24 protein-coding genes are annotated in these 24,702 nt (G+C 68.1%); 12 read left to right on the forward strand and 12 right to left on the reverse strand.

Annotated features, from left to right (window positions below):
• The first annotated feature begins 14 nt into the window (after positions 1-14).
• Positions 15-449 carry a DUF1810 domain-containing protein gene (locus VPH43_RS06010; RefSeq protein ID WP_328576744.1) on the forward strand — a complete coding sequence of 145 codons (435 nt, stop codon included), beginning with the start codon at positions 15-17 and terminating at the stop codon, positions 447-449.
• A 36-nt stretch (positions 450-485) separates the two neighbouring features.
• Positions 486-1,145 (forward strand): hypothetical protein, encoded by a 660-nt coding sequence (locus VPH43_RS06015; RefSeq protein WP_328576745.1) that lies wholly within the window; start codon positions 486-488, stop codon positions 1,143-1,145.
• Between the two features lie 17 nt (positions 1,146-1,162).
• Here the strand turns inward: VPH43_RS06015 and VPH43_RS06020 are convergent, their stop codons facing one another.
• From VPH43_RS06020 to VPH43_RS06045, 6 genes are all read right to left on the reverse strand, one after another.
• Entirely contained in the window at positions 1,163-2,338 is a 1,176-nt protein-coding gene (locus tag VPH43_RS06020; RefSeq protein ID WP_328576746.1) for an ABC transporter substrate-binding protein, read from the reverse strand.
• An 18-nt stretch (positions 2,339-2,356) separates the two neighbouring features.
• Positions 2,357-4,216, reverse strand: a complete 1,860-nt coding sequence (locus VPH43_RS06025) for an AMP-dependent synthetase/ligase (protein ID WP_328576747.1) — start codon at positions 4,214-4,216, stop codon at positions 2,357-2,359.
• Entirely contained in the window at positions 4,213-4,995 is a 783-nt protein-coding gene (locus tag VPH43_RS06030) for an ABC transporter ATP-binding protein (protein WP_328576748.1), read from the reverse strand. The genes VPH43_RS06025 and VPH43_RS06030 overlap by 4 nt, the downstream gene beginning before the upstream one ends.
• Positions 4,992-5,813, reverse strand: a complete 822-nt coding sequence (locus VPH43_RS06035) for an ABC transporter ATP-binding protein (RefSeq protein ID WP_328576749.1) — start codon at positions 5,811-5,813, stop codon at positions 4,992-4,994. Before VPH43_RS06035 ends, VPH43_RS06030 begins: the two co-directional genes overlap by 4 nt.
• A 358-nt stretch (positions 5,814-6,171) precedes the next feature.
• The gene (locus VPH43_RS06040; protein WP_328576750.1) at positions 6,172-7,248 is read right to left on the reverse strand and encodes a branched-chain amino acid ABC transporter permease; all 1,077 of its coding nucleotides are present in this window, start codon (positions 7,246-7,248) and stop codon (positions 6,172-6,174) included.
• A gap of 79 nt (positions 7,249-7,327) precedes the next feature.
• Complete coding sequence (locus VPH43_RS06045; protein WP_328576751.1) at positions 7,328-8,203, reverse strand: branched-chain amino acid ABC transporter permease; 876 nt, start codon at positions 8,201-8,203, stop codon at positions 7,328-7,330.
• Positions 8,204-8,338: 135 nt separating this feature from the next.
• Between VPH43_RS06045 and VPH43_RS06050 the strand changes: the two genes are divergently transcribed.
• Genes VPH43_RS06050 through VPH43_RS06070 form a run of 5 tightly spaced genes read left to right on the forward strand, consistent with a single transcriptional unit; the run spans position 8,339 to position 12,367 of the window.
• Complete coding sequence (locus VPH43_RS06050; RefSeq protein ID WP_328576752.1) at positions 8,339-9,058, forward strand: TetR family transcriptional regulator; 720 nt, start codon at positions 8,339-8,341, stop codon at positions 9,056-9,058.
• The gene (locus VPH43_RS06055; RefSeq protein ID WP_328576753.1) at positions 9,055-10,446 is read left to right on the forward strand and encodes an acyclic terpene utilization AtuA family protein; all 1,392 of its coding nucleotides are present in this window, start codon (positions 9,055-9,057) and stop codon (positions 10,444-10,446) included. The genes VPH43_RS06050 and VPH43_RS06055 overlap by 4 nt, the downstream gene beginning before the upstream one ends.
• Positions 10,443-10,820: an AtuA-related protein gene (locus tag VPH43_RS06060; RefSeq protein WP_328576754.1), complete on the forward strand. Its 378-nt coding sequence runs from the start codon at positions 10,443-10,445 to the stop codon at positions 10,818-10,820. The genes VPH43_RS06055 and VPH43_RS06060 overlap by 4 nt, the downstream gene beginning before the upstream one ends.
• 1 nt (position 10,821) lies before the next feature.
• A complete protein-coding gene (locus VPH43_RS06065) occupies positions 10,822-11,565 on the forward strand; it encodes a substrate-binding periplasmic protein (protein WP_328576755.1) in 744 nt (247 codons plus the stop codon).
• A gap of 10 nt (positions 11,566-11,575) precedes the next feature.
• Entirely contained in the window at positions 11,576-12,367 is a 792-nt protein-coding gene (locus tag VPH43_RS06070) for a crotonase/enoyl-CoA hydratase family protein (RefSeq protein ID WP_328576756.1), read from the forward strand.
• On the opposite strand, the gene VPH43_RS06075 is transcribed toward VPH43_RS06070, so the two are convergent.
• The 4 genes from VPH43_RS06075 to acs all read right to left on the reverse strand — a co-directional run bounded on the left by VPH43_RS06075 (position 12,364) and on the right by acs (position 17,184).
• The gene (locus VPH43_RS06075) at positions 12,364-12,906 is read right to left on the reverse strand and encodes a cytochrome b/b6 domain-containing protein (RefSeq protein WP_328576757.1); all 543 of its coding nucleotides are present in this window, start codon (positions 12,904-12,906) and stop codon (positions 12,364-12,366) included. The genes VPH43_RS06070 and VPH43_RS06075 overlap by 4 nt on opposite strands.
• Positions 12,907-12,912: 6 nt before the next feature.
• Positions 12,913-13,185 carry a PepSY domain-containing protein gene (locus VPH43_RS06080; protein WP_328576758.1) on the reverse strand — a complete coding sequence of 91 codons (273 nt, stop codon included), beginning with the start codon at positions 13,183-13,185 and terminating at the stop codon, positions 12,913-12,915.
• Positions 13,186-13,217: 32 nt separating this feature from the next.
• Positions 13,218-14,975 carry an aminodeoxychorismate synthase component I gene (pabB, locus tag VPH43_RS06085; RefSeq protein ID WP_442909214.1) on the reverse strand — a complete coding sequence of 586 codons (1,758 nt, stop codon included), beginning with the start codon at positions 14,973-14,975 and terminating at the stop codon, positions 13,218-13,220.
• A 223-nt stretch (positions 14,976-15,198) separates the two neighbouring features.
• On the reverse strand, positions 15,199-17,184 hold the full coding sequence (gene acs / locus VPH43_RS06090; RefSeq protein WP_328576759.1) for an acetate--CoA ligase: 1,986 nt from the start codon (positions 17,182-17,184) through the stop codon (positions 15,199-15,201).
• Positions 17,185-17,303: 119 nt separating this feature from the next.
• Here acs and VPH43_RS06095 point away from each other — a divergent pair, with 119 nt between their 5' ends.
• The gene (locus VPH43_RS06095) at positions 17,304-17,909 is read left to right on the forward strand and encodes a YqhA family protein (protein ID WP_328576850.1); all 606 of its coding nucleotides are present in this window, start codon (positions 17,304-17,306) and stop codon (positions 17,907-17,909) included.
• Positions 17,910-17,922: 13 nt separating this feature from the next.
• Here the strand turns inward: VPH43_RS06095 and VPH43_RS06100 are convergent, their stop codons facing one another.
• A complete protein-coding gene (locus VPH43_RS06100; protein WP_328576760.1) occupies positions 17,923-19,335 on the reverse strand; it encodes a CoA transferase in 1,413 nt (470 codons plus the stop codon).
• Positions 19,336-19,557: 222 nt separating this feature from the next.
• Here VPH43_RS06100 and VPH43_RS06105 point away from each other — a divergent pair, with 222 nt between their 5' ends.
• Together VPH43_RS06105 and VPH43_RS06110 are read left to right on the forward strand one after the other, a co-directional pair.
• Positions 19,558-20,745: a hypothetical protein gene (locus VPH43_RS06105; RefSeq protein ID WP_328576761.1), complete on the forward strand. Its 1,188-nt coding sequence runs from the start codon at positions 19,558-19,560 to the stop codon at positions 20,743-20,745.
• 68 nt (positions 20,746-20,813) lie between these two features.
• Positions 20,814-22,340, forward strand: a complete 1,527-nt coding sequence (locus VPH43_RS06110; protein WP_328576762.1) for a fumarate hydratase — start codon at positions 20,814-20,816, stop codon at positions 22,338-22,340.
• A gap of 149 nt (positions 22,341-22,489) precedes the next feature.
• Here the strand turns inward: VPH43_RS06110 and VPH43_RS06115 are convergent, their stop codons facing one another.
• The gene (locus VPH43_RS06115; protein ID WP_328576763.1) at positions 22,490-23,542 is read right to left on the reverse strand and encodes an ornithine cyclodeaminase; all 1,053 of its coding nucleotides are present in this window, start codon (positions 23,540-23,542) and stop codon (positions 22,490-22,492) included.
• Between the two features lie 142 nt (positions 23,543-23,684).
• On the opposite strand from VPH43_RS06115, the gene VPH43_RS06120 reads away from it, so the two are divergent.
• Both VPH43_RS06120 and VPH43_RS06125 read left to right on the forward strand, forming a co-directional pair.
• Positions 23,685-24,116 carry an Lrp/AsnC family transcriptional regulator gene (locus VPH43_RS06120; RefSeq protein ID WP_328576764.1) on the forward strand — a complete coding sequence of 144 codons (432 nt, stop codon included), beginning with the start codon at positions 23,685-23,687 and terminating at the stop codon, positions 24,114-24,116.
• Positions 24,117-24,183: 67 nt separating this feature from the next.
• Complete coding sequence (locus VPH43_RS06125) at positions 24,184-24,525, forward strand: hypothetical protein (RefSeq protein ID WP_328576765.1); 342 nt, start codon at positions 24,184-24,186, stop codon at positions 24,523-24,525.
• The last annotated feature ends 177 nt before the right edge of the window (positions 24,526-24,702 follow it).

Raw genomic sequence — 24,702 nt, forward strand, 5'->3', positions numbered from 1 at the left:
AGTAAGGCAACTACATGATTTTTGATCTGAACCGCTTTATCGACGCCCAGGCGCCCGTCATCGCCCGCGTGCGGGCCGAGCTGGCCGCAGCCCGGAAAGCCAGCCACTGGATGTGGTTCGTGTTCCCGCAGTTGCGCGGTCTGGGCCGCAGCGCCACCGCGCTGCACTACGGCATCGCCTCGCGTGAGGAGGCGCTGGCGTACTGGCAGCACCCGGTGCTGGGCCCTCGGCTGGCCGACTGCACGGCGCTGATGCTCGCCGTGCCGGCGGGCCGCAGCGCACTCGACGTGCTCGGCTCGCCCGACGACCTGAAGTTCAGGTCGTCGATGACGCTGTTCGAACAGGTGGCGCCCGAAACGCCGCTGTTCGCCCAGGCGCTGGAGCGCTACTTCGGAGGCGAGCGCGATGCACTCACGCTGCAGCTGCTGAGCAGCGCTGACGGGCGTTAGGATCGAGCGCCTCATTCACCCGCTTGCAGCATCTCCATGAATCGCCTGCGCCTCATCCCCCTGCTTGGCCTGATCTCGGCATCCCTGTTGTTAGGCGCCTGCGCCTCAGGGCGAACCGTGATCCACGTGCCTCACAGGGTTGCGGCAGCGCCATATCCGTCGACAGCACGTGCCGTCCTGCTCCGCTCGGTCGAGGATGCCCGCCAATTCGAAGACGCACCCGCCGAGCCGAGCACCCCTTCCCTCGGAGCAGAACCGAGCTCGGCCGCCTCGGCCACGACCAAGGCACGTGCCGTCGCGCGCAAGCGCAATGGCTACGGGCTCGCCCAAGGCGACGTGCTCCTGGACGCGGACGACAACGTCGCCGCCGTCACGCGAGCCGCACTCGTGAGTGCCTTCACGAAGGCTGGATACCGAGTGGACAGCGCTGGGGACGCCGCTCCTTCCGTACCGACCACGGTGGACGTCCGCATCAAGAAGTTCTGGCTGTGGCTGCAACCCGGCGTGATGGTCGGAACGATCCGATCGACGATCGTTGTCGAAGTGACCATGGGCTCTAACCCGCCGATCACCCTCCAGGCAGACACCGCGCAGCCGGGGCAGATCTTCTCGGAGGAAGCCTGGACCCAGGCGGTCGCCACCGCCGTGAACGCGTTCGTGGATGAAGCTGCCAAGAAGTTGCAAGCCGCCCCTTGAACGGGCGGCTCCGGGCCTCAGTTCGTCGGCGTCACGTACTTCGACACCACCTTCCAGCGGCTGTCCTGCAGCTGCGACATGCGTGAGGCCTGGCTGCCCAGGCGCTTGCTGGCCGTGAAGCTGAGGTCCGGGCCGCCGAACATGTCGCCGGGGATGTTCATCTTGTCCATCGCGGCGATGAAGCTGTCCACCGTGAGGTTGGGCCCGGCCGACTGCACGCCCTTGATGAAGGTGTCCACCGCGTCATAGCCGTACACCGAGAACACGGTCGGGTCCTCGTTGAACTTGGTCTTGTACTTGTTGGCCCAGAAGCGGATGGGCTGCGAGGCTTCGTCCAGGTAGGGGTGCTGCACCGTGTGGGTGGCATACAGCCCGTCCATCGCCTTGCCACCCAGCTTGTGGATGAGGTCGGTGTACACCGCGCTGGAGCCCAGGAAGGTGGGGTTGTAGCCGGTCTTGCGCGCTTCGCCGATGCTGCCGATGGTCTCGCGGATGATGGTCCCCAGCACCACCATGTCGCAGTCGGCCGCCTTCAGCCGTGCCACCTGGCTGGAGAAGTCGGTGGCGCCGCGTTTGTAGGTGGTCTTTTCCGCCAGTTCCAGGCCGATGGTCTTCAGGCCCGACTCGGTGCCGCGCAGCACCTCCAGCCCGAAGTCGTCGTCCTGGTAGAGGATGCAGGGCTTCTTCAGCGCCTTCTCCTTCATCAGGCGCGGCAGCGCACTGCGGATCTGGTCGTAGTAGGGCGCGGCGAACGAATACTTCAGCCGGTGCAGCGGCTCGTACATCTCGCGCGCGGCCGTCACCGGGAAGAAGTTCACCACGTTCTTTTCGAACTGGATCGGCATGCTCGCCATGTTGGGCGCGGTGCCCAGGTGGGCCACCATCGCGAACACCTTGTCCTGGTTGACCAGCTTCTGCGCGGCCAGCACCGCCTTCTTGGGGTCGTAGCCGTCGTCTTCGACCAGCAGCTTGATCTTGCGGCCGTTCACGCCGCCCTGCTCGTTGAGCTCGTCCAGCCGCAGCAACATCCCCATGCGGATCTGCTTGCCGTAGCCGGCCAGCGGGCCGGACATGTCGACGATGGAGCCGATGGTGATCTCCGTCTTGGTCACGCCTTGCGTGGGCGTTTCCGCCTGCGCAAAGGGGGCGGCGGCCAGGGCCAGCAGGGCCAGGACGATGTGCTTGAGCTTCATGTCGTGTGTCTCCTCGGGTCAGGATGCGTACATCGAATCGATCAGCGGTGCGTACTTCTTCTGCACCAGGCTGCGCTTGAGCTTCATGGTGGGCGTGAGCTCCTCGTCGTCGGCGGAGAGCTGGGTGTCGATCAGGCGGAAGGTCTTCACCTGTTCCACTCGCGCGAACTTCTTGTTCACACGCGCGAGCTCCGCCTCGATCAGCGCTTGCACCTCCGGTGCGCGCGTGAGGCTGGCGTAATTGGAGAACGGCACGTCGTGGTCCTGCGCGTACTTCTCGACGTTCTCCTGGTCGATCATGATGAGCACGGTGAGGTAGGGCCGCTTGTCGCCGATGACCACCGCGTCGGTGATGTAGGGCGAGAACTTCAACTCGTTCTCGATCTCGCTGGGCGTGATGTTCTTGCCGCCCGCGGTGATGATGATGTCTTTCATGCGGTCGGTGATGCGGAAATACCCGTCCGCATCCACCAGGCCGACGTCGCCCGTGTGCAGCCAGCCCTCGGCATCGATCGTCTCGGCCGTCTTCTCCGGCTGGTTGAGGTAGCCCATGAACACATTGGTGCCGCGGATCAGCAGCTCGCCGGTGCGCTCATCCAGCTTCACCTCGTTGTAGGCGCAGGCCGGCCCGATGCTGCCCGGCTTGATGCGCCCGGCCGGCATGCCGGTGGCCGCGCCGCAGCTCTCGGTCTGGCCCCACACCTCCAGCATGGGCACGCCAAGCGCCAGGTACCAGCGGATCAGGTCAGGCGCGATCGGCGCGGCGCCGGTGACCAGGAAGCGCGCGCGGTGGATGCCGATCAGCTTGCGCGCGTTGTTCAGGGCCAGCAGGCGCGCGAGGTGGAACTTCGCCTTCAGCCACGCCGGCACCGGCTGCTGCGCCAGCACCTTGTCCACCACCTGGTGGCCCACGCCGATCGCCCAGCGGTACACCGCCTGCTGCAGGCCGCTGGCCTCCGACAGCGCAATGCTCACGCCGGAGTAGAACTTCTCCCACACCCGTGGCACCGCGGTGAACACGGTGGGCGCGATCTCGCGCACGTTCTCCGGCACGGTGTCCGGGTTCTCCACGAAGTTGAGCACCGAGCCGGTGTACATCGCGAAGTACTCGCCGCCCAGCCGCTCGGCCACATGGCACAGCGGCAGGAAGCACATGCGTTCGTCGGATTCGTCCTGCGCGATCAGCTGGTTGTAGCCGCGCACGGTGTGCACCAGCGCACGGTGCGAATGCATCGCGCCCTTGGGTTTGCCAGTGGTGCCGGAGGTGTAGATGAGGATCGCCAGGTCATCGGGTTGCGCGACATCACATCGCCGGTCGAACTCCCGCGGGTGGGCGGCATCGTGGTCGCGGCCCAGCGCCCGCAGCGCCTCCAGGCTCATCACCATGGGGTCGCTGAATTCGCGCAGGCCCTCCATGTCAAACACCACGATCTGGCGCAACAGCGGCAGCTGATCGCGCACCTCCAGCGCCTTGTCGAGCTGCTCGTCGTCTTCCACGAACAGCACCACGGTGGAGGAGTCCTCGCAGAGGTAGTGCACCTGGCTGGCGGCGTCGGTGGGGTAGATGCCGTTGGACACGCCGCCCGCGCACAGGATGCCGACGTCGGCCAGCACCCATTCGATGACGGTATTGGACAGGATGGACGCGCGCTCGCCCGGGTGGAACCCCAGTGCCGCCAGACCCATCGCGATCTCGCGCACCCCGCGCTCGGTCTCGTTCCAGCTCCAGGCGCGCCACAGGCCGAATTCCTTCTGCCGCATGAAGGTGCGCTCGCCGCGCTGGCGCGCCGCGTTGCGGAACAGCTGCGGCAGCGTCTCGCCCGGCACCACGATGTCGGTGCGCGTCTGGATGTGCCCCGTATTCCACAAGACGCTCATCGCCAGGTCTTCCTCTTCTTCCAGCGCCGCTCGCCGCGTGCGCCGGCTTCCTTCATCCCGAGGTAGAACTCCTTGATGTCGTCCTTCTCGCGCAGGCGCTCGCAGGTGTCCTCCATCACGATGCGGCCGTTCTCCAGCACGTAGCCGTAGTCCGCCACGTGCAGCGCCATGTTGGCGTTCTGCTCCACCAGCAGGAAGGTCGTGCCGCGCTCGCGGTTGATGCGCACCACGATCTCGAAGATCGTCTTCGTGAGCTTGGGACTCAGGCCCAGGCTGGGCTCGTCGAGCAGGATGAGTTCGGGCGCACCCATCAGCGCACGGCTGATCGCCAGCATCTGCTGCTGCCCGCCGGACAACAGCCCGGCGTCCTGGTCGGCGCGCTCGCGCAGGATGGGAAAGTAGTCGAACACCTGCGCCATGTCGCGGGCCACCGCATCGCGGTCGCGCCGGGTGTAGGCGCCCATCAGCAGGTTGTCCTTCACCGACAGCAGCGCGAATACCTCGCGCCCTTCAGGCACGTGGCACAGGCCGTTCTGCACGATCAGCGCCGGATCGCGCGAGGTGATGTCTTCGCCGCGGAAGTGCACGCTGCCCTTGCGCGGGTCGATGATCCCAGAGATCGTCTTCAGGATGGTGGTCTTGCCCGCACCGTTGGAGCCCAGCACGGTGGAGATCTCGCCCTTCTTGACTTTGAGCGACACGCCCCGGATGGCCTTGATCGGCCCATAGGCGCTTTCCACGTTGGTGAGTGTCAGCACCGCGTCGCCAGCGTCGCTCATGCGACCTTCCTCTCCGCCACCGCAACCGGCCGGCGCAAGGACGACAGGTCTTCGGACGACCCGAGGTAGGCCTCGATCACCCCCGGATGCGCCTGCACCTCGGCCGGCGTGCCGGTGGCCAGCACTTCCCCCTGGTTCATCGCCAGCACCCGGTCCGACACCTTGGACACCAGCCCCATGTCGTGCTCGACCATCAGCACCGTGATGCCGAGCTCGTTGCGGATGTCGTGGATCCAGAACGCCATGTCGCCGGTCTCGTCGGGATTGAGGCCCGACGAAGGTTCATCCAGCAACAGCAGTTTGGGTTCGGTACACAGGGCCCGCGCCAGCTCCACCACCTTGCGCACACCGTAGGGCAGGCCCATCACCAGCGACTCGCGATGGTGCTGCAGGTCCAGGAAGTCGATCACCTCCTCCACCTTGCGCCGCGTGGCCCGCTCCGCATCGCGTGCGCGACGGGTGAACAGCATCTCCTGCCACACGTTGGTCTGCCGATGCACATGGCGGCCGATCAGCAGGTTCTGCAACACCGTGGCGTGCTCGAAGAGCTCGATGTTCTGGAAGGTGCGCGCGATGCCCAGCCCGGCCACCGCATGCGGCGCCACTGCATTGAGCAGTTGGCCTTCGAAGTGCAGTTCGCCGGTGGTGGGCGTGTAGATGCGGCTGATGAGGTTGAACACGGTGGTCTTGCCGGCGCCGTTGGGCCCGATCAGGGTGAACACTTCGCCTTGGCGAACGTCGAAGCTCACCTTGTTGACCGCCAGCACGCCACCGAAGCGCACGCTGAGATTCCTCGCTACGAGCAGAGGTCGGTTCATTCCAAGCCCCCGGCTCGGAGGCTGCGCATATCGGGGCGGAGGTCACCCGCCGCGACATCCACCACTGGCTGTTCGCGCTCCGACGAACACGCCCAACGCAACGAGCAAAGGCGTGGGCGGGTGGACGGCGGCGCGCCTTGCGAAGCCGAGAAGCGCAGGCATTGCGGCTGCGCGCGCAGCGCGCTTCGTGAACTGACTCGTGGCGACTGTCTGAGCGGAGTGAACGAAGTGAACGCAGCGAGTTGAGCCACGAAGCCGCAATGCCGAGCATCGCAGGGCACCCTCGCGCAGCGAGGGCAAGCAGATGAAGCGCCGACGGCCGCCCGCCCACGCCTTTGCTCGCTCCAAAAGACCCGCCTCACCGCAAGCGCTCCGACTTCTGAAACGACTTCTGGCGCTTGAACAAGCCCCGCCGATAGAAGGGAAAGAGTTGCAGATAGGTCCGCACCTTCAGCCAGCGCCCATACAAGCCCATAGGCTCGAACAGCACAAACGCCACCAGCACCAGCCCATACACAAATCCCTGCAAGCCCGCCGCCTGCCCGATCACATCCGGCAAGTGGTCCTTCATCAGCGCAATCACCTGCGGCATGGTGATCAGGAAGATGGCCCCCATGAACACACCATGGATCGAGCCGAGCCCGCCGATCACCACCATCAGCAGCAAGTCGATGGACTGCAGGATGCCGAACTGGTCCGGCGAGATGAAGCGCAGTTGGTGGGCGTACAAGGCGCCGCCGATGCCGGCCAGCGCGGCTGACAGCGCGAACGACAAGGTCTTGAAGCGCGCGAGATGAATACCCATGCTCTGCGCCGAAATCTCCGAATCGCGTATCGCGACGAACGCGCGACCTGTGGGAGAACGCAGCAGGTTCAGCACCAACAACGTGGCGCCCACTGCCACCGCCAGGCAGACGAAATAGAAGCTCATGGCCGTATCGGCGCTCCAGCCAAAGGCCGAGAGGCTGGGCACGCTCTTGCCGGCATTGCCGCCGGTGACGCTCTCCCAGCGCGCCAGCACCTCCTCCACGATGAAGCCGAAGGACAAGGTGGCGATGCCGAGGTAAACGCCTTTTACGCGCAGCGCCGGCAGCCCCACCACGCAGCCCACCGCGGCTGACAACGCCGCAGCCGCCGCGATCGACAAGGGAAACGGCCAGCCGCGCGCTTGCAGGTACGCCTCGGTGTACGCCCCCACGCCCAGGAAGGCCGCATGGCCGATGGAGAACAAGCCGGTAAAGCCCGCCAGCAGCATCAGCCCCAGCCCCACCACGCCATAGATGCAGATGAAGGTCAGCTGCGACAGCCAGTAGTCCGGCACCGTCCACGGCCCGGTGAGCAGCGCCACCAGCAGCATCGAGTACCAGAACACATGGCCGCCATGCTTGGCCAGCCGGATGTCCTGGTCGTACGAGGTCTTGAAGACGAACCGCATCAGAGCTCCCGCCGGGCCGCCCCAAGGGCGGTCTGCGCCCCCTCGGAGGGCAGCGAACGAAGCGAGCGTGGGAGCTTCATCAGACCTTCTTCCTCAGGCTGCCGCCGAACAGGCCGTTGGGCTTGACCATGAGCATGATCAGTACCACCACGTAGGCCGCCACGTCCTTGAAGCCCTCAGGCAGGTAGAAGCCCGACAGCGACTCCACCACACCGATCACCAGCCCACCCACCACCGCGCCCGGCAGGCTGCCGAAGCCGCCTACCACCGCGGCCGGAAAAGCCTTCAGCCCGATGAAGCCCATGTTCGCGTGCACGAAGGTGATCGGCGCCAGCAGCAGCCCCGCCACCGCGGCCACCGCGGCCGCCAGCCCCCACACCAGCCCGTTGAGCCGCTTGACCGGGATGCCCATGTAGTAAGCGGCCAGCTGATTCTGCGACACCGCCTGCATCGCAATGCCCACCCGGCTGCGGCTGAACATCAGGTACAGCCCGGCGCACAGCAGCGCCGTCACGCCGATCACCACCGCCTGCTCGGCGTTGAGCACCAGGCCGCCCAGGCGCCAGACCTGGTCCTTGTAGGGCACCGGCAAGGTGTGCGTCTCCGTGCCGATGTTGGGGATCATGGTGATCGCGCCGCGCGCGATGTAACCCAGCCCGATGGTGAGCATCACGATGCTGAACGCGGGTTGCCCGAGGATGGGCCGGATGGCGGCGCGCTCGGCCACGATGCCCACCAGCGCCATGCCGACGATCGCGCAAGGCACCGCCAGCCAGAACGGGAAGCCGAAGAAGGTCATCGCGGCCAGTGCCAGGAAGGCGCCCAGCATCATCAGCTCGCCCTGGGCAAAGCTCACCGTCTCGGTGGCCTTGTAGATCAGCACGAAGCCGAGCGCGATCAGGCCGTAGATGCACCCCTGCGCGATGCCGCTGATGACGATCTGCAGAACCTGCACAGCCCGCGTCTCCTTTGCCCTCGTTGCGAAGCGCACGGGGCCTTGCTATTCTTTGCCAAGCAAGCGATTGCTTTGTTGAAGCAGCTGCTGCTTTCTATCCAATACGGCCTCCGCGCGTCAGCGTGGAAACCCCAGATGCCCTCCAGACGAACTGCCACCGCCCGCCAACCCGCCACCCGCTCCACGGCCGCCCGCACCACCGAGGCGGCCACCACCGAGAACGTGAACAACCGGCGTGCCGAGCTGGTGCGCGTGGCCGCGCGCCTGTTCCGCGAAAAGGGCTTTGACGGGACCACCGTGCGCGACATCGCCCATGCGGTGGACATGCGCTCGGGCAGCCCGTTCTATCACTTCGCCAACAAGCATGAACTGCTGATGGCCGTGATGGAAGAGGGTTTGCGCCTGGGTCTGGAACGCACCGAGGAGGTGCTGAGCAGCGGCACCGGCGAGCTGCCGGCGGCCGAACGTTTCCGCCGCCTGGTGCGCACGCACTACGGCATCCTGCACGACACCGGCAGCGACTTCATCCCGGTGATGCTGTACGACTGGCGCTCCCTGCCCGACGAGTACAAGCGCCGGATCATCAAGCTGAAGGACCGCTACGACGCCATCTGGCAGGCCACCATCGACGAGCTGCATGCGCAAGGCCTGCTGCGGGCGGAGCCGAAGTTCGCCCGCCTGCTGATCCTGGGCGCGATCAATTTTTCGGGCACCTGGTACAAGCCGAAGTCGCGCGCCGCCGGCAGCGTGGACCTCGACGCCCTGGCTGAGCAGACGACCCAGCTCTTCCTGCAGGCCAGCCCCGCGCGCGCCAGGCCGGGCGCCGCCCCCGCCCGCACGCAGGCACCGGCATGAAAACCGTGCGCGTGGCCGCCGGCCTGGGCTTCTATGGCGATTCATGGGAGCCGGTGAAGGCCGCCATCGAACGCGGCGGCGCGCACTACGTCTGCTCCGACCACCTGGCCGAGCTCACGCTCGCCATCCTGCGCAAGGACCAGGCGAAGGACCCGGCCGCCGGCTTCACGCGCGACCTGGTGCCCATGCTCACCAGCCTGTGGCCGGCCGCCGCGCAGCGGGGCGTGAAGTTCGTGCTCAATGCAGGGGGGCTCCATCCGGAAGGCGCGCGCGATGCCGTGGTGGCCGCATTCAAAGCCAAAGGCTGGCACGCGCGTGTCGCGGTGGTGACAGGCGATGCCCTCCTGCCCCGGCTGGACGCGCTGCAGGCCGAGGGCGAAAGCCTGGCCCACCTGGACACCGGCGCTTCCATCGCCGCGGTGCGCGACCGCCTGGTGTTCGCCAACGCCTACCTGGGCGCCGCGCCCATCGTGCAGGCGCTCGCGCAGGGCGCGGAGATCGTCATCACCGGCCGGGTGGCCGACGCGGCGCTGTTCCTCGCGCCGCTGGTGCATGAATTCGGCTGGCCGCTTTCGCCCACCGACGCAGCGGGCCTCGACCGGCTGGCGCAGGGCCTGGCCGTGGGCCACCTGCTGGAGTGTTCCGGCCAGGGCGCCGGCGGCAACTTCGGCTCGGCCGCTGCCTGGGCGCGGGTGCCCGACCTTACCCACATCGGCTATCCGATCGCCGAAGTGGCCGAGGACGGCAGCGCCATCATCACCAAGGCGCCCGGCACCGGCGGCCGCATCAACTTCCACACCGTGCGGCAGCAGCTGCTGTACGAGGTGCACGACCCGCGCGCCTACCTCTCACCCGACGTGGTGCTGGACATGGGCGAGCTGCGGCTGGACGACCTGGGCAGCGACCGGGTGCGCCTGCGCGGCGCGCGCGGCCGCGCACGCCCGCCGCGGCTGAAGGTGGTGGCCGGATATGAAGACGGCTGGATGGGCCAGGCGGTGGTCGGCTTTTGCTGGCCCGATGCCATGGCCAAGGCACGCGCCGTGGTCGATTCGGTGAAGCAGCAGATGGCCGACAGGCGCATGGCCACCGACGAGCTGTGCGTGGAGTTCATCGGCCACGACGCCTTTCTGGGCCCGCATGCCGACCGCTCGCGCGAAGCCGAGCTCAACGAGGTGTGGCTGCGCATGGCGGTGCGCTGCGCCGACAAGCGCGTGGCCGACGCCTTCCCGCGCCTGTTCCCCTGGATGGCCTTGTCCGGGCCACCGTACATGGGAGGCTTCCATGGCATCGCGCCAGCCAGCCAGCTGCTGGGGTTATGGCCCACCACCTTGCAGCGCGAGCGCGTAGAGTCGGCCGTGCAGGTCCATCTCTCGAAGGTCGCTGCATGAAGCGATTGCTGGCCGACATTGCGCATGCGCGCAGCGGCGACAAGGCCGATCGCGCCGACATCGGCGTGTTCGCCTGGGACGACGCGGGCTACCAGGTGCTGGCGCAGGCACTCACCGCGCAACGGGTGGCCGAGCATTTTGCCCACCTGATCGGCTCCGACACCAGCCGGGTGCGCCGCTACGCCCTGCCGGGCCTGCTGGCCCTGAAGTTCGTGGTCGACGGCGCGCTCGGCGGAGGCGCCGCGCACAGCCTGCGCAGCGACAACCTCGGCAAGACCATCGCGGCCCAGCTGCTGCGCATGGAGCTGGAGCTGCCGGACGCTGAAGCGCGCGCCGCACTCGCCGGTGCACAAACCGCGCTGGAGCGCTTCTGAGATGCGCTCCGCCCTGCGCATTCCGCTTGCCGCCGCGGCCCTCGCCGTGTGCGCCGCTACGGCCTTCGCGACGCCGCTGCTCATGGGCAGCATCCAGCCGGAGAGCAGCTACATCGGCCGCTGGATCCGCCTGGTCTACACCGAAGCCTTCCGTCGCGTCGGCGTGCCGTTCGACATCGCGGTCTATCCAACACAGCGCCTCACCCTGCTGTCGGACGGCGGGGAGGTGGATGGTGATGTCGCGCGGGTGCATGGTTATGCCGCGGCACATCCGCAACTGGTGCGTGTGGAAGAGCCGGTGATGGATGCACGCATGGTGCTGTACGGGCTGGCGCCTCAGGCCGGGTTCCCCGACCTGCCGGCGCTCGCCCGCACCGAGCTGAAAGCCGTGGTCACGCGAGGCGTGGCCGTCTGCGAATCGACGCTGCGCAACGCGCTGGGGCCCGAACGTGTCGTGGCGGCAAGCACCGGCGACCAGGCCCTGCGGATGCTGCTGGCACAGCGCGTGGACCTGATGTGCAGCTCCGACATCGCCATGCAGCACCAGCTCCTCGAGCCGGAGTTCCGCGGCGCGGCCAACGTGCGGGCCGTGCTGGACCTCGGCCCGTTTCCGTTCTACCCCTACCTGCACCGCCGGCATGCGGCCCTGGCGCCGCAGCTCGCAACGGCGTTGAAGCAGATGAAGACCGAAGGCCTGATCGAGCGCTATCGCCAGGAGGCGCTCAGCGGTGCCGACAAACCCTGAGGCAGCCCACATGCAGCCCAACCCCGTGCTCATGGCCCGCAACGGCCCGGTGTGGACCGTGACGCTCCACCGTCCCGAGGTGCGCAATGCCGTGGACGGCCTCACCGCGCGGGCGCTGGCCGACGCGTTCCGCGAATTCGAGAGCGAACCGTCGGCCCACGTCGCTGTGCTCACCGGCGCGGGCGGCCACTTCTGCGCCGGAGCGGATTTGCGAGCCGTCGCCCAGGGTCAGCATGGCGAGATGGCGCTGCCCTTGAACACCGACCTGGCGAGCGACGGCCCGATGGGCCCGTCGCGCCTGCAGCTGTCCAAGCCGGTGATCGCCGCGGTGTCCGGCTACGCCGTCGCGGGCGGGCTGGAGCTCGCGCTGTGGTGCGACCTGCGGGTGGTGGACGAGACCGCCGTGTTCGGCGTGTTCTGCCGCCGCTGGGGCGTGCCGCTCATCGACGGCGGCACCGTGCGGCTGCCGCGGCTGATCGGCGAAAGCCGCGCGCTGGACCTCATCCTCACCGGCCGGCCGGTGGATGCCGAAGAAGCGCTCCAGATCGGCCTGGCCAACCGCAAGGTGCCGGCCGGCCAGGCCCTGGCGGCGGCCCAGGCCCTGGCGGCAGAGATCGCGGCGCTGCCGCAGCAATGCCTGCGCAACGACCGCGCGAGCACCCTTCGGCAAGCGGGCCGCTCGCTGCGCGAGGCGCTGGCGCAGGAGTTCGCCCTGGGCCTGGAGACACTGCGCTCGGGTGAGGCGCAGGAAGGTGCGGCGCGTTTTGCCGCGGGCGCTGGCCGCCACGGCACCAAAGCCTAGGTGCCGTCCTGCGAAGGGGCGCGCTTGCTGCCGGTGATCATCGCCAGCGGCAGGTTCTCGCGTTGAAGCCAGCTCATGAGGGCCACGCCGGCCAGGTGCAGCGCGACCGCCACCCACAGCAGCTTGGCAAGCAGCGCGTGCACATCGCGCGGCCAGTCTTCGCCCCACAGGGCATCGGTGCGGCTGAGCCAGCCGGTCAGCCCCAGCAGCAGCACCAGGCTCCATAGCAGCCAGACCATCCAGCGCCCGAGCGGGTTGTGGCCCAGGTGGCGCGCCACGTTGCCCCGGAGCAGCCGGCGCAGATAGCGCAGGGTGCCGGGCATCGACAGCGTCAGCTCGCTCCAGGCCGCCGCGCCCGAGGCCACCGCCGCCCACAGCAGGCGCGCACCCACGACGCCGACGGCCGCATAACCGATCACCCGGTGCACGAAGTCGCCGTCGTCGCGCACCCCGTTGAACAGCACCAGCGCCGCGAGCGACCAGTGCAGAAGACGAACGGCCGCGTCCCACACCGGAACGCGGCCGTCGGTACGAGGCACCTGGCTTTACTTCTCGACTTCGGACTTCACCACGTCCAGCGTCTTGGTGTCGAAGTAGATCTCCACCTTCTTGCCGTCCTTGTTCTTGCCGTAGATCTCATAACACTGGCCATCGACCTTGAACTTCTTGATCGTGTAGCCCTGGGCTTCGATCTTGGCCTTGGCGTCGGCTTCCTTCATCCATTCGGCCTTGGGGTGGGCCGTGCAGTCGGCCTTGGCAAAGGCCGTGGACGCCACCAGGGTGGCGAGCAGGCCAGCGAGTACGGGAATCAGCTTCATGGGGTGGTCCGGGTTGTGAAGCGGCGAGTCTATCAGTCAATGAGAATCGTTCGCAACTCGCCTCGCAGGGCATTGACGAAGCGCAACTCGCGCACACGCGGCAGCTCGTCCACCCGCAACACCGCCTCCGTGGCCCGGCCGTGCTGGAGCGCCAGCGCCCGGCCCACCCCGTCCAGCAGGCCGCAGCGCAGCGGCGGCGTGATCCAGCGGCCGTCGTCCAGCTGCGCGAGCACGTTGCCGCGGGTGAACTCGGTGACCTCGCGGTCGGCGTTCCACAGCAGGGTGTCGAACACGGCGGCATCGGCCGGCGCATGCGCCTCGTAGTGCTCGCGCCGCGTGGTCTTGAAACGCAGGAAGTCCTGCGGCGCGACCACCGGGCTGGCCGCCAGCTGCACACGCACCGGCTGACCGGTGACGCCCAGCGCAAACGCCTGGATGCGGGCCTGTCCGTGGCCATCCACCAGCAGCCGCACGCGCCAGGTGCCGCAGGCGTGTTGCTGCGCCAGCTGCTGCAGCGCCTGCCGCGCCGCCGCTGCGTCGAACGGGCGGCCGAAGTGGCGGGCGGCGTCCGCCAGGCGCGCCAGGTGCAACGCCAGCGCCGGGTAATGGCCCTGCTCCAGCCTCAGCGTCTGCAGCAGCTCGAAAGAGTGGCTGGCACGCTGCAGGAAGGCCGCCTTGTGCTGCCACTCACGCCACTCCGCGTCCGCATGCGCATCGATGGTGATGCCGCTGCCGATGCCGCAGCGTGCGTTGCCGCCGCGCAGCACCACCGTGCGGATGCCCACGCTGAACGTGGCCGCGCCGCCCGGCTGCAGCACCCCGATGGCGCCGCAGTACACGCCGCGTGGTTGTGCTTCCAGCTGCCGTATCCAGTGCATGGCGCGCAGCTTGGGCGCCCCGGTGATGGAGCCGCAAGGGAAGAGCGCACCGAACACCTGCGCCAGCGTGGTGCCCTCGCGTGTGCGCGCGGTCACGTCCGAGGTCATCTGCCAGACCGTGGGCCAGGCGCGGCGCTCGAACAGCTGCGGCACCTGCACGCTGAAGGGCTGGGCCACGCGCGACAAGTCGTTGCGAATCAGGTCCACGATCATCAGGTTCTCGGCCCGCTCCTTCTCGCTGGCCAGCAGCCCGGCGGCCATGGCCTCGTCCTCCTGCGGCGTGGCGCCACGCGGGGCGGTGCCCTTCATCGGCCGGCTCAGCAGGCGGCCATCGCGCCAGTCGAAAAAAAGTTCGGGTGAGACGCTGAGCACCTGCTCGTCGCCGGCGTCGACGAAGGCGGCATAGGCCTGCGGCTGGGCCCGGTGCAGGGCCTGGAACAGCGCGAGAGGCTCCCCGTCGAAGCGGCCGTGCCAGGGCGCGGTGAGGTTCACCTGGTAGACCTCCCCCTCGGTGATGGCCTGGTGGATGCGCCGCACGGCGGTATCGAAGGCCCGGCGCTGCAGGCCGGCTTGCCAGTGCAAGGGAGCTTGCGGTGCGGCGAGTTCGCAGGGCCAGGCCACCGGTTCGTCATACACCGCGAACCAGGCGAGCGGCCCATCGGCTTCATGGGTGCGGCAGGCGGGGTCGAACGCCGCCGCGGCCTCGTAGCGCACGAACCCTACGCACCAGCGACCCTGCAGCGCCAGGCGGTGCGCCCGGTCCAGCAGGGGGGGCACTTCCGCCGCCGTGTGCGCCACCAGCCGCTGCAGCGGCTTGCCGAAGGCATGGCGCAGCGCGCTGCCGTCGGCAGCAGCGCCTACGAAGTCGATGCAGGCGGACAGGGGCTCGGAGGAGGCGGCTGAAGTGGGCAAGGCGAGGCCGTGCAGAAAAGGCGTGAGGCGCGCAGTGTAGGGACGAAAGGAAAAAGGGCCGTGCAGTGCACGGCCCTTTGCAGCAACGCCGAACGTTCAGTTGGTCTGCGCCAATTGCTCCAGGATCGCCGGGTTGTGGTGAGCACATCACGTCGCTTCGCGACATGAGTGCTCCTCGAACCCGGCACGCGCTCACGCGCTCACGCCAGCCGGGCGTCTTGGATCAATTCGTCTGCGCCAATTGCTCCAAGATGGCCGGGTTCTCCAGCGTCGAGGTGTCCTGCGTGATCTGCTCGCCCTTGGCGATGGAGCGCAGCAGGCGGCGCATGATCTTGCCGGAACGGGTCTTGGGCAGGTTGTCGCCGAAGCGGATGTCCTTGGGCTTGGCGATCGGGCCGATTTCCTTGCCCACCCAGTCGCGCAATTCCTTGGCGATGGCCTTGGCTTCGTCGCCGGTGGGGCGCGCGCGCTTGAGCACCACGAAGGCGCAGATGGCTTCGCCGGTGGTCTCGTCGGGGCGGCCCACCACCGCGGCTTCGGCCACCAGGCTGGTGTGCGACACCAGCGCGGACTCGATCTCCATCGTGCCCATGCGGTGGCCGCTGACGTTGAGCACGTCGTCGATGCGGCCGGTGATCGTGAAGTAGCCGGTCTTGGCGTCGCGGATCGCGCCATCGCCGGCGAGGTAATAACCGCGCAGCTCGGGCGGGAAGTAGCTCTTCTTGTAGCGCTCGGGGTCGCCGTAGATGATGCGGATCATGCCGGGCCAGGGCTTCTTGATGACCAGGATGCCACCCTGCCCGTTGGGCACGTCGGCGCCCGTCTCGTCCACGATCGCCGCATCGATGCCGGGGAAGGGCAAGGTGCAGGAGCCGGGCCACAGCGGCGTGGCGCCGGGCATGGGCGTGATCATGTGGCCGCCGGTCTCGGTCTGCCACCAGGTGTCCACGATGGGGCAGCGGCCACCGCCCACATGCTCGTGGTACCACTCCCAGGCAGCCGGGTTGATCGGCTCGCCCACCGAGCCCAGCAGGCGCAGGCTGCTCAGGTTGTAGTTGCGCGGATGCGCGGTGTTGTTGCCCTCGGCCGCCTTGATCAGCGAGCGGATCGCCGTCGGCGCGGTGTAGAACACCGTCACCCGGTGGTCCTGGATCATCTTCCAGAAGCGGCCGGCATCCGGGTAGGTGGGAATGCCTTCGAACACCACCTCGGTGGCACCCAACGCGAGTGGGCCGTAGGTGATGTAGCTGTGGCCGGTGACCCAGCCGATGTCGGCCGTGCACCAGAACACGTCCTCGTCCTTCAGGTCGAAGGTCCACTTGGTGGTGAGCGCCGCATGCAGCAGGTAGCCGCCGGACGAATGCTGCACGCCCTTGGGCTTGCCGGTGGAGCCGGAGGTGTAGAGCAGGAACAGCGGATGTTCGGCGCCCACCCACTCCGGCTCGCAGGTGACGGGCTGGCCGTACAGCGCCTCGTGCAGCCACACGTCGCGCGGCGCGCTGAAGCCCACGCTCGCGCTGCCGGTGCGGCGATAGACGATCACATGCTTGACGCTGTCGCAGCCGCCCAGGCCGAGCGCTTCGTCGACGATGCTCTTGAGCGGCAGGTTCTTGCCGCCGCGCACCTGCTCGTCGGCGGTGATCACCATCACCGCGCCGGCGTCCTCGATGCGGTCGCGCAGGCTCTGCGCCGAGAAGCCGCCGAACACCACCGAGTGGGTGGCGCCGATGCGTGCGCAGGCCTGCATCGCGATCACGCCTTCGATGGACATCGGCATGTAGATGACCACGCGGTCGCCCTTGGCCACGCCCATCTTGCGCAGCGCATTGGCCATCTGGCAGGTGCGCGCCAGCAGCTCGCTGTAGGTGGCGGTGGTGACCTTGCCGTCGTCCGCCTCGAAGCGGATGGCGACCTTGTCGCCCTTGCCGCCTTGCACATGGCGGTCCAGGCAGTTGTAGGACACGTTGAGCGTGCCGTCCTCGAACCACTTGAAGAAAGGCGCCTGGCTGTCGTCCAACACTTTGGAAAACGGTGTCTTCCAGCTCACCAGTTCGCGCGCCAGCCGGGCCCAGTAGCCTTCGTAGTCGGCTTCCGCTTCGGCCACCAGCTTGTCGTAGGCCGCCATGCCCGAGATGTGCGCCCGCTCCACAAAGCTCTGCGGCGGCGGATAGAGCTTGAGTTCGTGGGGGGCATCTGCGGCGCTGGTCATCGTTGTCTCCGTCGGGGTGAGGGGTGAACCGGGCTGCACCTTAGGCAGCGGCTCTTACGAAGCGCTTACTCGGGCAGCGCTGCCTAGAATCCGCCCCAGTTTACGCACCGGACATGCCCATGGCCTCAATGGAAGACCCGAACCGCCCCCTGCGGCCCCTGCCCAACCTGATCTTCATGAGCCGCTGGCTGCAGCTGCCGCTGTACCTGGGGCTGATCCTTGCGCAGGGCGTGTACGTGGTGCACTTCTGGGTGGAGCTGCTGCACCTGATCGAGGCTGCCATGGGCAGCCAGACGGCATTGCAGGCCATCCTGTCGGCCGTCACGCCAACCGGCACGGCGCAGCTGGCGACCGCCAAGCTGACCGAAACCATCATCATGCTGGTGGTGCTAGGGCTGATCGACGTGGTGATGATCAGCAACCTGCTGATCATGGTGATCGTGGGTGGCTACGAGACCTTCGTCTCCCGCATGAACCTGGAAGGCCACCCCGACCAGCCGGAATGGCTGAGCCACGTCAACGCCTCGGTGCTCAAGGTCAAGCTGGCCACCGCCATCATCGGCATCAGCTCCATCCACCTGCTCAGGACCTTCATCAACGCCGAGGCCTACAGCGAGAAGGCCTTGATCGCGCAGACGGTGATCCACTTCACCTTCCTGCTCTCGGCGATGGCGATCGCGATGACCGACCGCATCCTGGCGGGTGTGCCCTCCAGCAAGCACTGACCCGTCCAGCCGGTCACTGGTCGGTCCACACCGGCCGGTGGCTGCCCAGCGGCACCGCAGGCCGGGTCCAGGTGGGCGGCGTGCGCTCCAGCTGGCCGGCATGGCGCACCGCCAGCAGGCGGCCGAAGCCGGAATCCGACTCTTCCAGCAGGCCCCGCACATCGTCCAGCGAGGGATCGGGCGCGGCCAGCCCGCCGGGCACCCGCCCCAGGCCGCGCAGCCAATGCGCCGTCTGCGCCAGCGACACCTGCACATGCCAGCTGCCGCCCTCGGTGGCGCGGCGGGCCAGCGCCCGCGCGATGCCAAAGGCCAGCAGGTACCCGGACGCATGGTCCAGCGCCTGCGCCGGGAGCGGCCGCGGCTCGGTGCTGCCGGCTGCCTCCGCTTCAGCGACATTGAAACCGCTGGCGGTCTGCACCAGCGAGTCGAACCCGCGCCGCCGCGCCCAGGGGCCGATGGGGCCGTAGGCGGTGAGGGAAGCGCAGACGATGCCGGGCCGCAACCTGGCCAGCGCGTCCGGACCGAAGCCCAGGGCCGCCAGGCCGCCCGGGCGGTAGCCCTGCAGGAACACGTCCGCCTGGCGCACCAGCGCCTGCAGCGCCTCCCGCCCGGCGGGGGTGCGCAGGTCCAGCTGGGCCGAGCGCTTGCCGCGGCCGGTGTCCACCACCAGGGTGTCGATCGCGGGCAGGTGCGCTGCGGTGACCAGCATCACGTCCGCCCCATGGGCGGCCAGCGTGCGCCCGGCGACCGGCCCGGCCACCACGCGGGTGAGGTCCAGCACCCGCAGGCCGTGCAGCGGCCGGGCGCCGGCAGGCAGGGGCTGCAACGGGCGCACCGGCGAGGCGTCGATGCGGGTGACGCTCAGCACCGGCAGGCCGGCCACCGCGCGGGCTTGCGGAAGGGCGTCCCATTCCGCCATGCTGCGCAGCGCGGCCACGCACAGGCCAGCGTCGCTGGCGAGCGTTTCGAACTCGACCGCATCTCGCTCCAGCAGCGCGCGCGCGACCGCCGCCTTGTCGTATTCACAGCCGAGCAGCCGCAGGATGCCGTCGCGGTGGTGGGGGAAATTGGTGTGCACCCGCACGCCGCCGCCCGAGCCGGTGCGGTAGAAGCCGGCGATCCTGTCCCAGGGGTCGGCGGGGGGCTCGCCATGGATGCGAAGGTAGCGCTCGCTGCGGAACTCGGCGGCCGCATGGTGCATGTCCACCCTCACCTGCTGCGGCGGACCACCCCGCAGCACGCCCACCTCGCAGGCGGCCAGCGCAGCAGCGGCGATGCTGGCCTGCGCCGCCGTGCCCACGGCGAAGGACGATGGAAGCACCGGTTCGGTGCCGGTGAGCGTCACGGCGTCCAGCGCCGCCGGCGCACCGCCCAGGGTGGCCCAGAGGGAAGACAAGGCTTGGTGCGGCGTTTGCAAGGCAGGCATGCGGTGGGTACGTCGGGGTGTCCACTGAGAGCCGGATGATGAAGCATGTTGTCTGCCCATGCCGGCCACCTGTCGCAGCCTGGGCTCCCCTGAATTGGGGAACGGAGTGCAAATAGCTCTCCGGCAGGCGAGGAATCGCCTAGAGTGAAGCCACATAACGTCGGCGGTGCGCGCTTTGTCCATGCGGACGCAATGCCGGCCTGCGCAATACGGGAGGGTCACATGGTTGGAATGTGGGGGGTCCGGGCGGCGCTGGGTGCCGTGGTGCTGGCCGCTGGTGCGCTTCAGCCCAGCTACGCGCAGACGGAGGTATTGGCCACGCCGTACCGATGGATGATCGATCCGGAGTTCAACCCCGCGAAGGGGCTGTTCACCTGGGTGGACGCCTTGAGCGGCTCGATCTGGGTGAGCGGCATCGACCGCGCCACCGGGGCCTTCATCCCGGCAGACGGCAAAGGTGTGCTCATCGAGTACGCCGCCGCCCCGGTGGGTGGCCTGGGCTTCACGCTGAACGGGCCGGAATGGGCGCGGGGCACTCCCAGCGACGTGATCGTCTACACCCGCTTCCCGCCCGGTGTACCGGCGACGCCCGAAAACGCGCTCATCGGCATCGCCACGCAGACCGCATCGGGCACCTGGACTCGCCGCACGGCCGCGCCGGCCCAGCGCAACGCCCCTTTTGGCAGCCTGTCGCGCAACGACGTCGCGAAGATGACCTACAACGACGCGGCCGGCAACCACTACTGGCGCAACGTGTCGGACGCCGCTTCGGAGGAGTTGCTTCCGGGCCTCACGGGCAGCGGGCTGCTGCCCGCGGTACGCTTCGTGGACGATGAAAACATCGTGGTCTACCCCATGCCCGTGGACGGAGTGCCGCAGGTCTTTGGCTACAACCTCGACACCAAGCTGCTGCTGCAGCTCACCAACGAACCCGGCACCAAGGAGCAGCCTTGGATGTGGCGTGCGCCCGAGCTCAACGGCCAGCTGGTGATGATCACCACCGTGAACAAGACGGCGGTCAATGTGTACCGGCAGGCCAGCGATGGCCAGGGCGGCGTGGTATGGACCCGGGCATCGAGCGTGGCGGCGCCGAACAACGGGAGCTGGTTCTCCACCGAGCCCTTCGTGTACCAGGGCCGGTCCTATGCGATCGCCCAGCTGACCGAGGCGGGCAAGGACTACCCTTCATCGATCTGGTTGATGAACTTCAACCACAACGACCCCATCCTGCGCCGCCTCACGCCTGAATCGCCGGACCGCGCCCGCGCCGACCCGGAGATCTTCGTGACCGACAAGGGGCCAGTGGTCTTTTTCAGCCGCTTCGACCAGAGCAAGGGCTCGTACTGGCTGTGCCTGGCGTGCATGGAAGGTGAATACCGGGTCGACACCGGCCTGCCGCCGCCGTTCTGAGCCCGATCGGGTGGTCGCAGGCCGGCACTGGGATAATCCCGGGTTCCCAGAGCCGACCCACCTCCGCCATGCCCACCACGATCCAGCACAGCGACCTCGTCGATTCCGTTGCGGCCGCGCTGCAGTACATCAGCTACTACCACCCGGCCGACTACATCGCCCACCTGGCGCGCGCCTATGAGCGCGAGCAGTCGCCGGCGGCCAAGGACGCGATCGCGCAGATCCTCACCAATTCGAAGATGTGCGCCGAAGGCCGGCGCCCGATCTGCCAGGACACCGGCATCGTCAACGTGTTCCTCAAGATCGGCATGGACGTGCGCTTCGAGGGCTTTGCCGGCTCGATCGAGGACGCGGTCAACGAAGGCGTGCGCCGCGGCTACCTCAACCCCGACAACGTGCTGCGGGCCTCGGTGCTCAACGACCCGATCTTCGAGCGCAAGAACACCAAGGACAACACGCCGGCGGTGGTGCACATGACCGTGGTGCCTGGCAACACGGTGGACGTGACCGTGGCGGCCAAGGGCGGCGGCTCGGAGAACAAGAGCAAGTTCGCGATGATGAACCCGAGCGACAACCTGGTCGACTGGGTGCTCAAGACGGTGCCGCTGATGGGAGCCGGCTGGTGCCCGCCCGGCATGCTGGGCATCGGCGTGGGCGGCACCGCCGAGAAGGCGATGCTGATGGCCAAGGAAGCGCTGATGGACGACATCGACATGTACGAGCTGCTGCAGCGCGGCCCGGCCAACAAGCTCGAAGAGCTGCGCATCGAGCTGTACGAGAAGGTCAATGCGCTGGGCATCGGCGCGCAAGGCCTGGGCGGCCTCACCACCGTGCTGGACATCAAGATCAAGACCTACCCCACCCACGCGGCCAGCAAACCGGTGGCGATGATCCCGAACTGCGCCGCCACCCGCCATGCGCACTTCGTGCTCGACGGCTCCGGCCCGGCCTACCTGGAGCCGCCCAGCCTGGACCTGTGGCCCAACGTGCAGTGGGCGCCCGACTACAACAAGAGCCGCTCGGTCAACCTGGACACCCTCACCAGGGAAGAAGTGGCGAGCTGGAAGCCAGGCGACACCCTGCTGCTCAACGGCAAGATGCTCACCGGCCGCGACGCCGCGCACAAGCGCATCCAGGACATGCTGGCCAAGGGTGAGCCGCTGCCGGTGGACTTCACCAACCGGGTCATCTACTACGTGGGCCCGGTGGACCCTGTGCGCGACGAGGTCGTGGGCCCCGCCGGCCCCACCACCGCCACCCGCATGGACAAGTTCACCGACATGATGCTGGCCGAGACGGGCCTGATCGCGATGGTGGGCAAGGCCGAACGCGGCCCGGTCGCCATCGAGGCGATCCGCAAGCACAAGAGCGCCTACCTGATGGCGGTGGGCGGCGCGGCCTACCTGGTGAGCAAGGCGATCAAGGCCGCCAAGGTCGTGGGCTTTGCCGACCTGGGCATGGAAGCGATCTACGAGTTCGAGGTGAAGGACATGCCGGTCACCGTGGCCGTGGACGCCGGCGGCACCTCCGCCCACGTGACAGGGCCGAAGGAGTGGCAGGCCAAGATCGGCAAAATTCCGGTAGCCACGGCCTGAGGGCATCACTTCTGGCTGGAGCCTCCCTCTCGGAGGGAGGCTGGAGGGAGCCGACCCAACTCGCTGGAGCCCCCTCGCGGAGGGGGCGCGGGGGAGTCGGACAGACAGCCACCGGCTAGGAATCTGGGCGGCTTCTGCCGCTCAGATTCCTAGGCTGCCCGCTTCAGCTGCGCGCGGCGCCGTGCGCCGTTGCGGGTGTGGCGGAACAGGTCCTTCGGGTCGTCGGCCGGCGGCACCAGGTCGGCGTCGATGCCGATGCCGCGCTTGAGGCACTGCTCGTACACATAGCGCAGCGCGGAGTAGTCCTCCAGCGCAAAGCCCACCGAGTCGAACACCGTCACCGCCCGCGCGCCCGCGCGGCCGGCATGTTCGCCCGCCAGCACCCGCCACAGCTCGGTCACCGGAAAGTCCGCCGGCAGCTGCTGGATGTCGCCTTCGATGCGGGTCTGCGGCTCGTATTCCACAAACACCTGGGCGCCACGCAGCACATCGGGGTGCAGCTCCGTCTTGCCGGGGCAGTCGCCGCCCACACCGTTGATGTGCATGCCGGGCTCGATCATGTCGGGCGTGATGATCGTGGCGCGTGTCTTGTCGGCGGTGACGGTCGTCACGATGTCGGCGCCTCGAACCGCCTCGGCGGTGGAAGCCGCGCGCACCACCTTCAAGCCAGGGAAGGCGCGAAGGTTCTGCTCCAGCTTCGCGGTGGCTGCCGGGTCCACGTCGAACACCCGCACCTCGTCGATGCCCAGCATGCTGTGGAAGGCCAGCGCCTGGAATTCGCTCTGGGCGCCGTTGCCAATCAAGGCCATGCGGCGCGAGTTGGGCCGCGCCAGCGCCTTGGCGGCCAATGCCGAGGTGGCTGCGGTGCGCAGCGCGGTGGTGAGGGTCAGCTCCGACAGCAGCAGCGGGTAGCCGGTTTCCACATCGGCCAGCACGCCGAAGGCCATCACGGTGAACATGCCGCGCGCGGTGTTGCGCGGGTGGCCATTCACGTACTTGAAGGCATAGCGGGCGGCGTCGGCCACCGGCATCAGCTCGATCACGCCCAGCGGCGAGTGGCTGGCCACGCGGGCGGACTTGTCGAATTCATTCCAGCGCAGGTAATCCTGGCGCAGGGTTTCGGTGAGCTCTTCGAGGAAGCGCACGACACCGACCTCCTGCACGAGCTGCGACAGGGCGGGTACGTCGATGAAGCGGGTCATTCAAAAGTCTCCTTCAATGGGCCATGCCGCGCGCCGGCAGGCCAACAAGGGCGATTCTTCTGGCTCCCGCAGCCAAGGAGAAGCCAGAAAGCTGTGCAATCCGCGCGATAAACTGCGCAAACTGCCAAAAGGAGCTAGCGTTATGTCTGGTCTCGACGACACTGACCGGGAGCTGATCTCGCTGCTGCGCGATGACGCGCGCATGCCGGTGGCCACGCTGGCCAAGCGCCTGCGCGTGGCACGTGGCACGGTGCAGAACCGCCTGGCCCGCCTGGAGCGCGACGGCGTGATCGTGGGCTACACGGTGCGGCTGAAACCGCAGGTGGAGGGCCACCACATCCGGGCGCTCATGCTGGTGGCGGTGGAAGGCAACCGGGCCGACGAGGTGCTCCGCGCCCTGCGCGGTGACCCCGCGGTGATGGCGCTGCACACCACCAACGGCCGCTGGGACATCGTGGCCGAGCTGCGCGCCGATTCGCTGGAGGCCTTTGACCGCGTGCTCAGCGGCATCCGCCTGATCGACGGCATCGCGCAGACCGAAACCAGCATCCTGCTGTCCACGCACAAGCTGTAGAAACCCGCCGTTCGTTGCGCTGCGCACGGGCCGGTGCGGCACGCTACCTGCTGAGCGTGTCCTCGCGATGACCCGCGCCGCCTTTTCCCTCCCGCCGCACAGCCCGGCGGCGGCCGCGTTGCATGCCCCTGTGCACGCGGCGTTGCGCCGCCTTGCCCTGGACACCTTGCAGCGCCTGGGCACCTTGGATGTGACCGACCGCCTCGCGGTGCAGCTGGGGCTCAACCTGCTCGAGCGCTTGCTCGCCGTGCTGGACGAACCCGCGCCACAAGTCGAAGCGCTGGCCGATGCGCTGCGCATGGCGTCGGCCACCACGCGGCCGACGGTGGCAGCGGCGCTCTATCGCGAATTTGCGGCGCTGGCCGCCGCCCGCTTCGGGATCACGCCGGCCGCGCTGCCGGACGACTGAGGGACCACCCCTCACCCAAGGGGAAACCCTGCAAAAGCGACAGACACCGCGTTTACCGATAGATACACTCACGCGTCCGCCGGACAACGACAACAACAAGAGCAGGGAAGGCTTTGCGGGGCGCGGCTCGAAACGAGCGCACCCCGGGTGGATCCACCAGGAGGTGGCTCCGTGTCT

This window comes from Ideonella sp. BN130291, assembly GCF_036231905.1.
In the GTDB taxonomy this organism is placed as follows: Bacteria; Pseudomonadota; Gammaproteobacteria; order Burkholderiales; family Burkholderiaceae_C; genus CAMLIZ01.

Bases quoted from the DNA above. Each gene is read 5' to 3' on its own strand.
- VPH43_RS06065 (WP_328576755.1), top strand. From the start codon at position 10,822: ATGCGCTCCGCCCTGCGCATTCCGCTTGCCGCCGCGGCCCTCGCCGTG.
- VPH43_RS06110 (WP_328576762.1), top strand. From the start codon at position 20,814: ATGCCCACCACGATCCAGCACAGCGACCTCGTCGATTCCGTTGCGGCC.
- VPH43_RS06040 (WP_328576750.1), bottom strand. From the start codon at position 7,248: ATGCGGTTCGTCTTCAAGACCTCGTACGACCAGGACATCCGGCTGGCC.
- VPH43_RS06010 (WP_328576744.1), top strand. From the start codon at position 15: ATGATTTTTGATCTGAACCGCTTTATCGACGCCCAGGCGCCCGTCATC.
- VPH43_RS06070 (WP_328576756.1), top strand. From the start codon at position 11,576: ATGCAGCCCAACCCCGTGCTCATGGCCCGCAACGGCCCGGTGTGGACC.
- VPH43_RS06125 (WP_328576765.1), top strand. From the start codon at position 24,184: ATGACCCGCGCCGCCTTTTCCCTCCCGCCGCACAGCCCGGCGGCGGCC.
- VPH43_RS06050 (WP_328576752.1), top strand. From the start codon at position 8,339: ATGCCCTCCAGACGAACTGCCACCGCCCGCCAACCCGCCACCCGCTCC.
- VPH43_RS06025 (WP_328576747.1), bottom strand. From the start codon at position 4,216: ATGAGCGTCTTGTGGAATACGGGGCACATCCAGACGCGCACCGACATC.
- VPH43_RS06080 (WP_328576758.1), bottom strand. From the start codon at position 13,185: ATGAAGCTGATTCCCGTACTCGCTGGCCTGCTCGCCACCCTGGTGGCG.
- VPH43_RS06115 (WP_328576763.1), bottom strand. From the start codon at position 23,542: ATGACCCGCTTCATCGACGTACCCGCCCTGTCGCAGCTCGTGCAGGAG.
- VPH43_RS06015 (WP_328576745.1), top strand. From the start codon at position 486: ATGAATCGCCTGCGCCTCATCCCCCTGCTTGGCCTGATCTCGGCATCC.
- VPH43_RS06105 (WP_328576761.1), top strand. From the start codon at position 19,558: ATGGTTGGAATGTGGGGGGTCCGGGCGGCGCTGGGTGCCGTGGTGCTG.
- VPH43_RS06020 (WP_328576746.1), bottom strand. From the start codon at position 2,338: ATGAAGCTCAAGCACATCGTCCTGGCCCTGCTGGCCCTGGCCGCCGCC.
- VPH43_RS06095 (WP_328576850.1), top strand. From the start codon at position 17,304: ATGGCCTCAATGGAAGACCCGAACCGCCCCCTGCGGCCCCTGCCCAAC.
- VPH43_RS06120 (WP_328576764.1), top strand. From the start codon at position 23,685: ATGTCTGGTCTCGACGACACTGACCGGGAGCTGATCTCGCTGCTGCGC.
- VPH43_RS06100 (WP_328576760.1), bottom strand. From the start codon at position 19,335: ATGCCTGCCTTGCAAACGCCGCACCAAGCCTTGTCTTCCCTCTGGGCC.
- VPH43_RS06030 (WP_328576748.1), bottom strand. From the start codon at position 4,995: ATGAGCGACGCTGGCGACGCGGTGCTGACACTCACCAACGTGGAAAGC.
- VPH43_RS06055 (WP_328576753.1), top strand. From the start codon at position 9,055: ATGAAAACCGTGCGCGTGGCCGCCGGCCTGGGCTTCTATGGCGATTCA.
- acs (WP_328576759.1), bottom strand. From the start codon at position 17,184: ATGACCAGCGCCGCAGATGCCCCCCACGAACTCAAGCTCTATCCGCCG.
- VPH43_RS06060 (WP_328576754.1), top strand. From the start codon at position 10,443: ATGAAGCGATTGCTGGCCGACATTGCGCATGCGCGCAGCGGCGACAAG.
- VPH43_RS06035 (WP_328576749.1), bottom strand. From the start codon at position 5,813: ATGAACCGACCTCTGCTCGTAGCGAGGAATCTCAGCGTGCGCTTCGGT.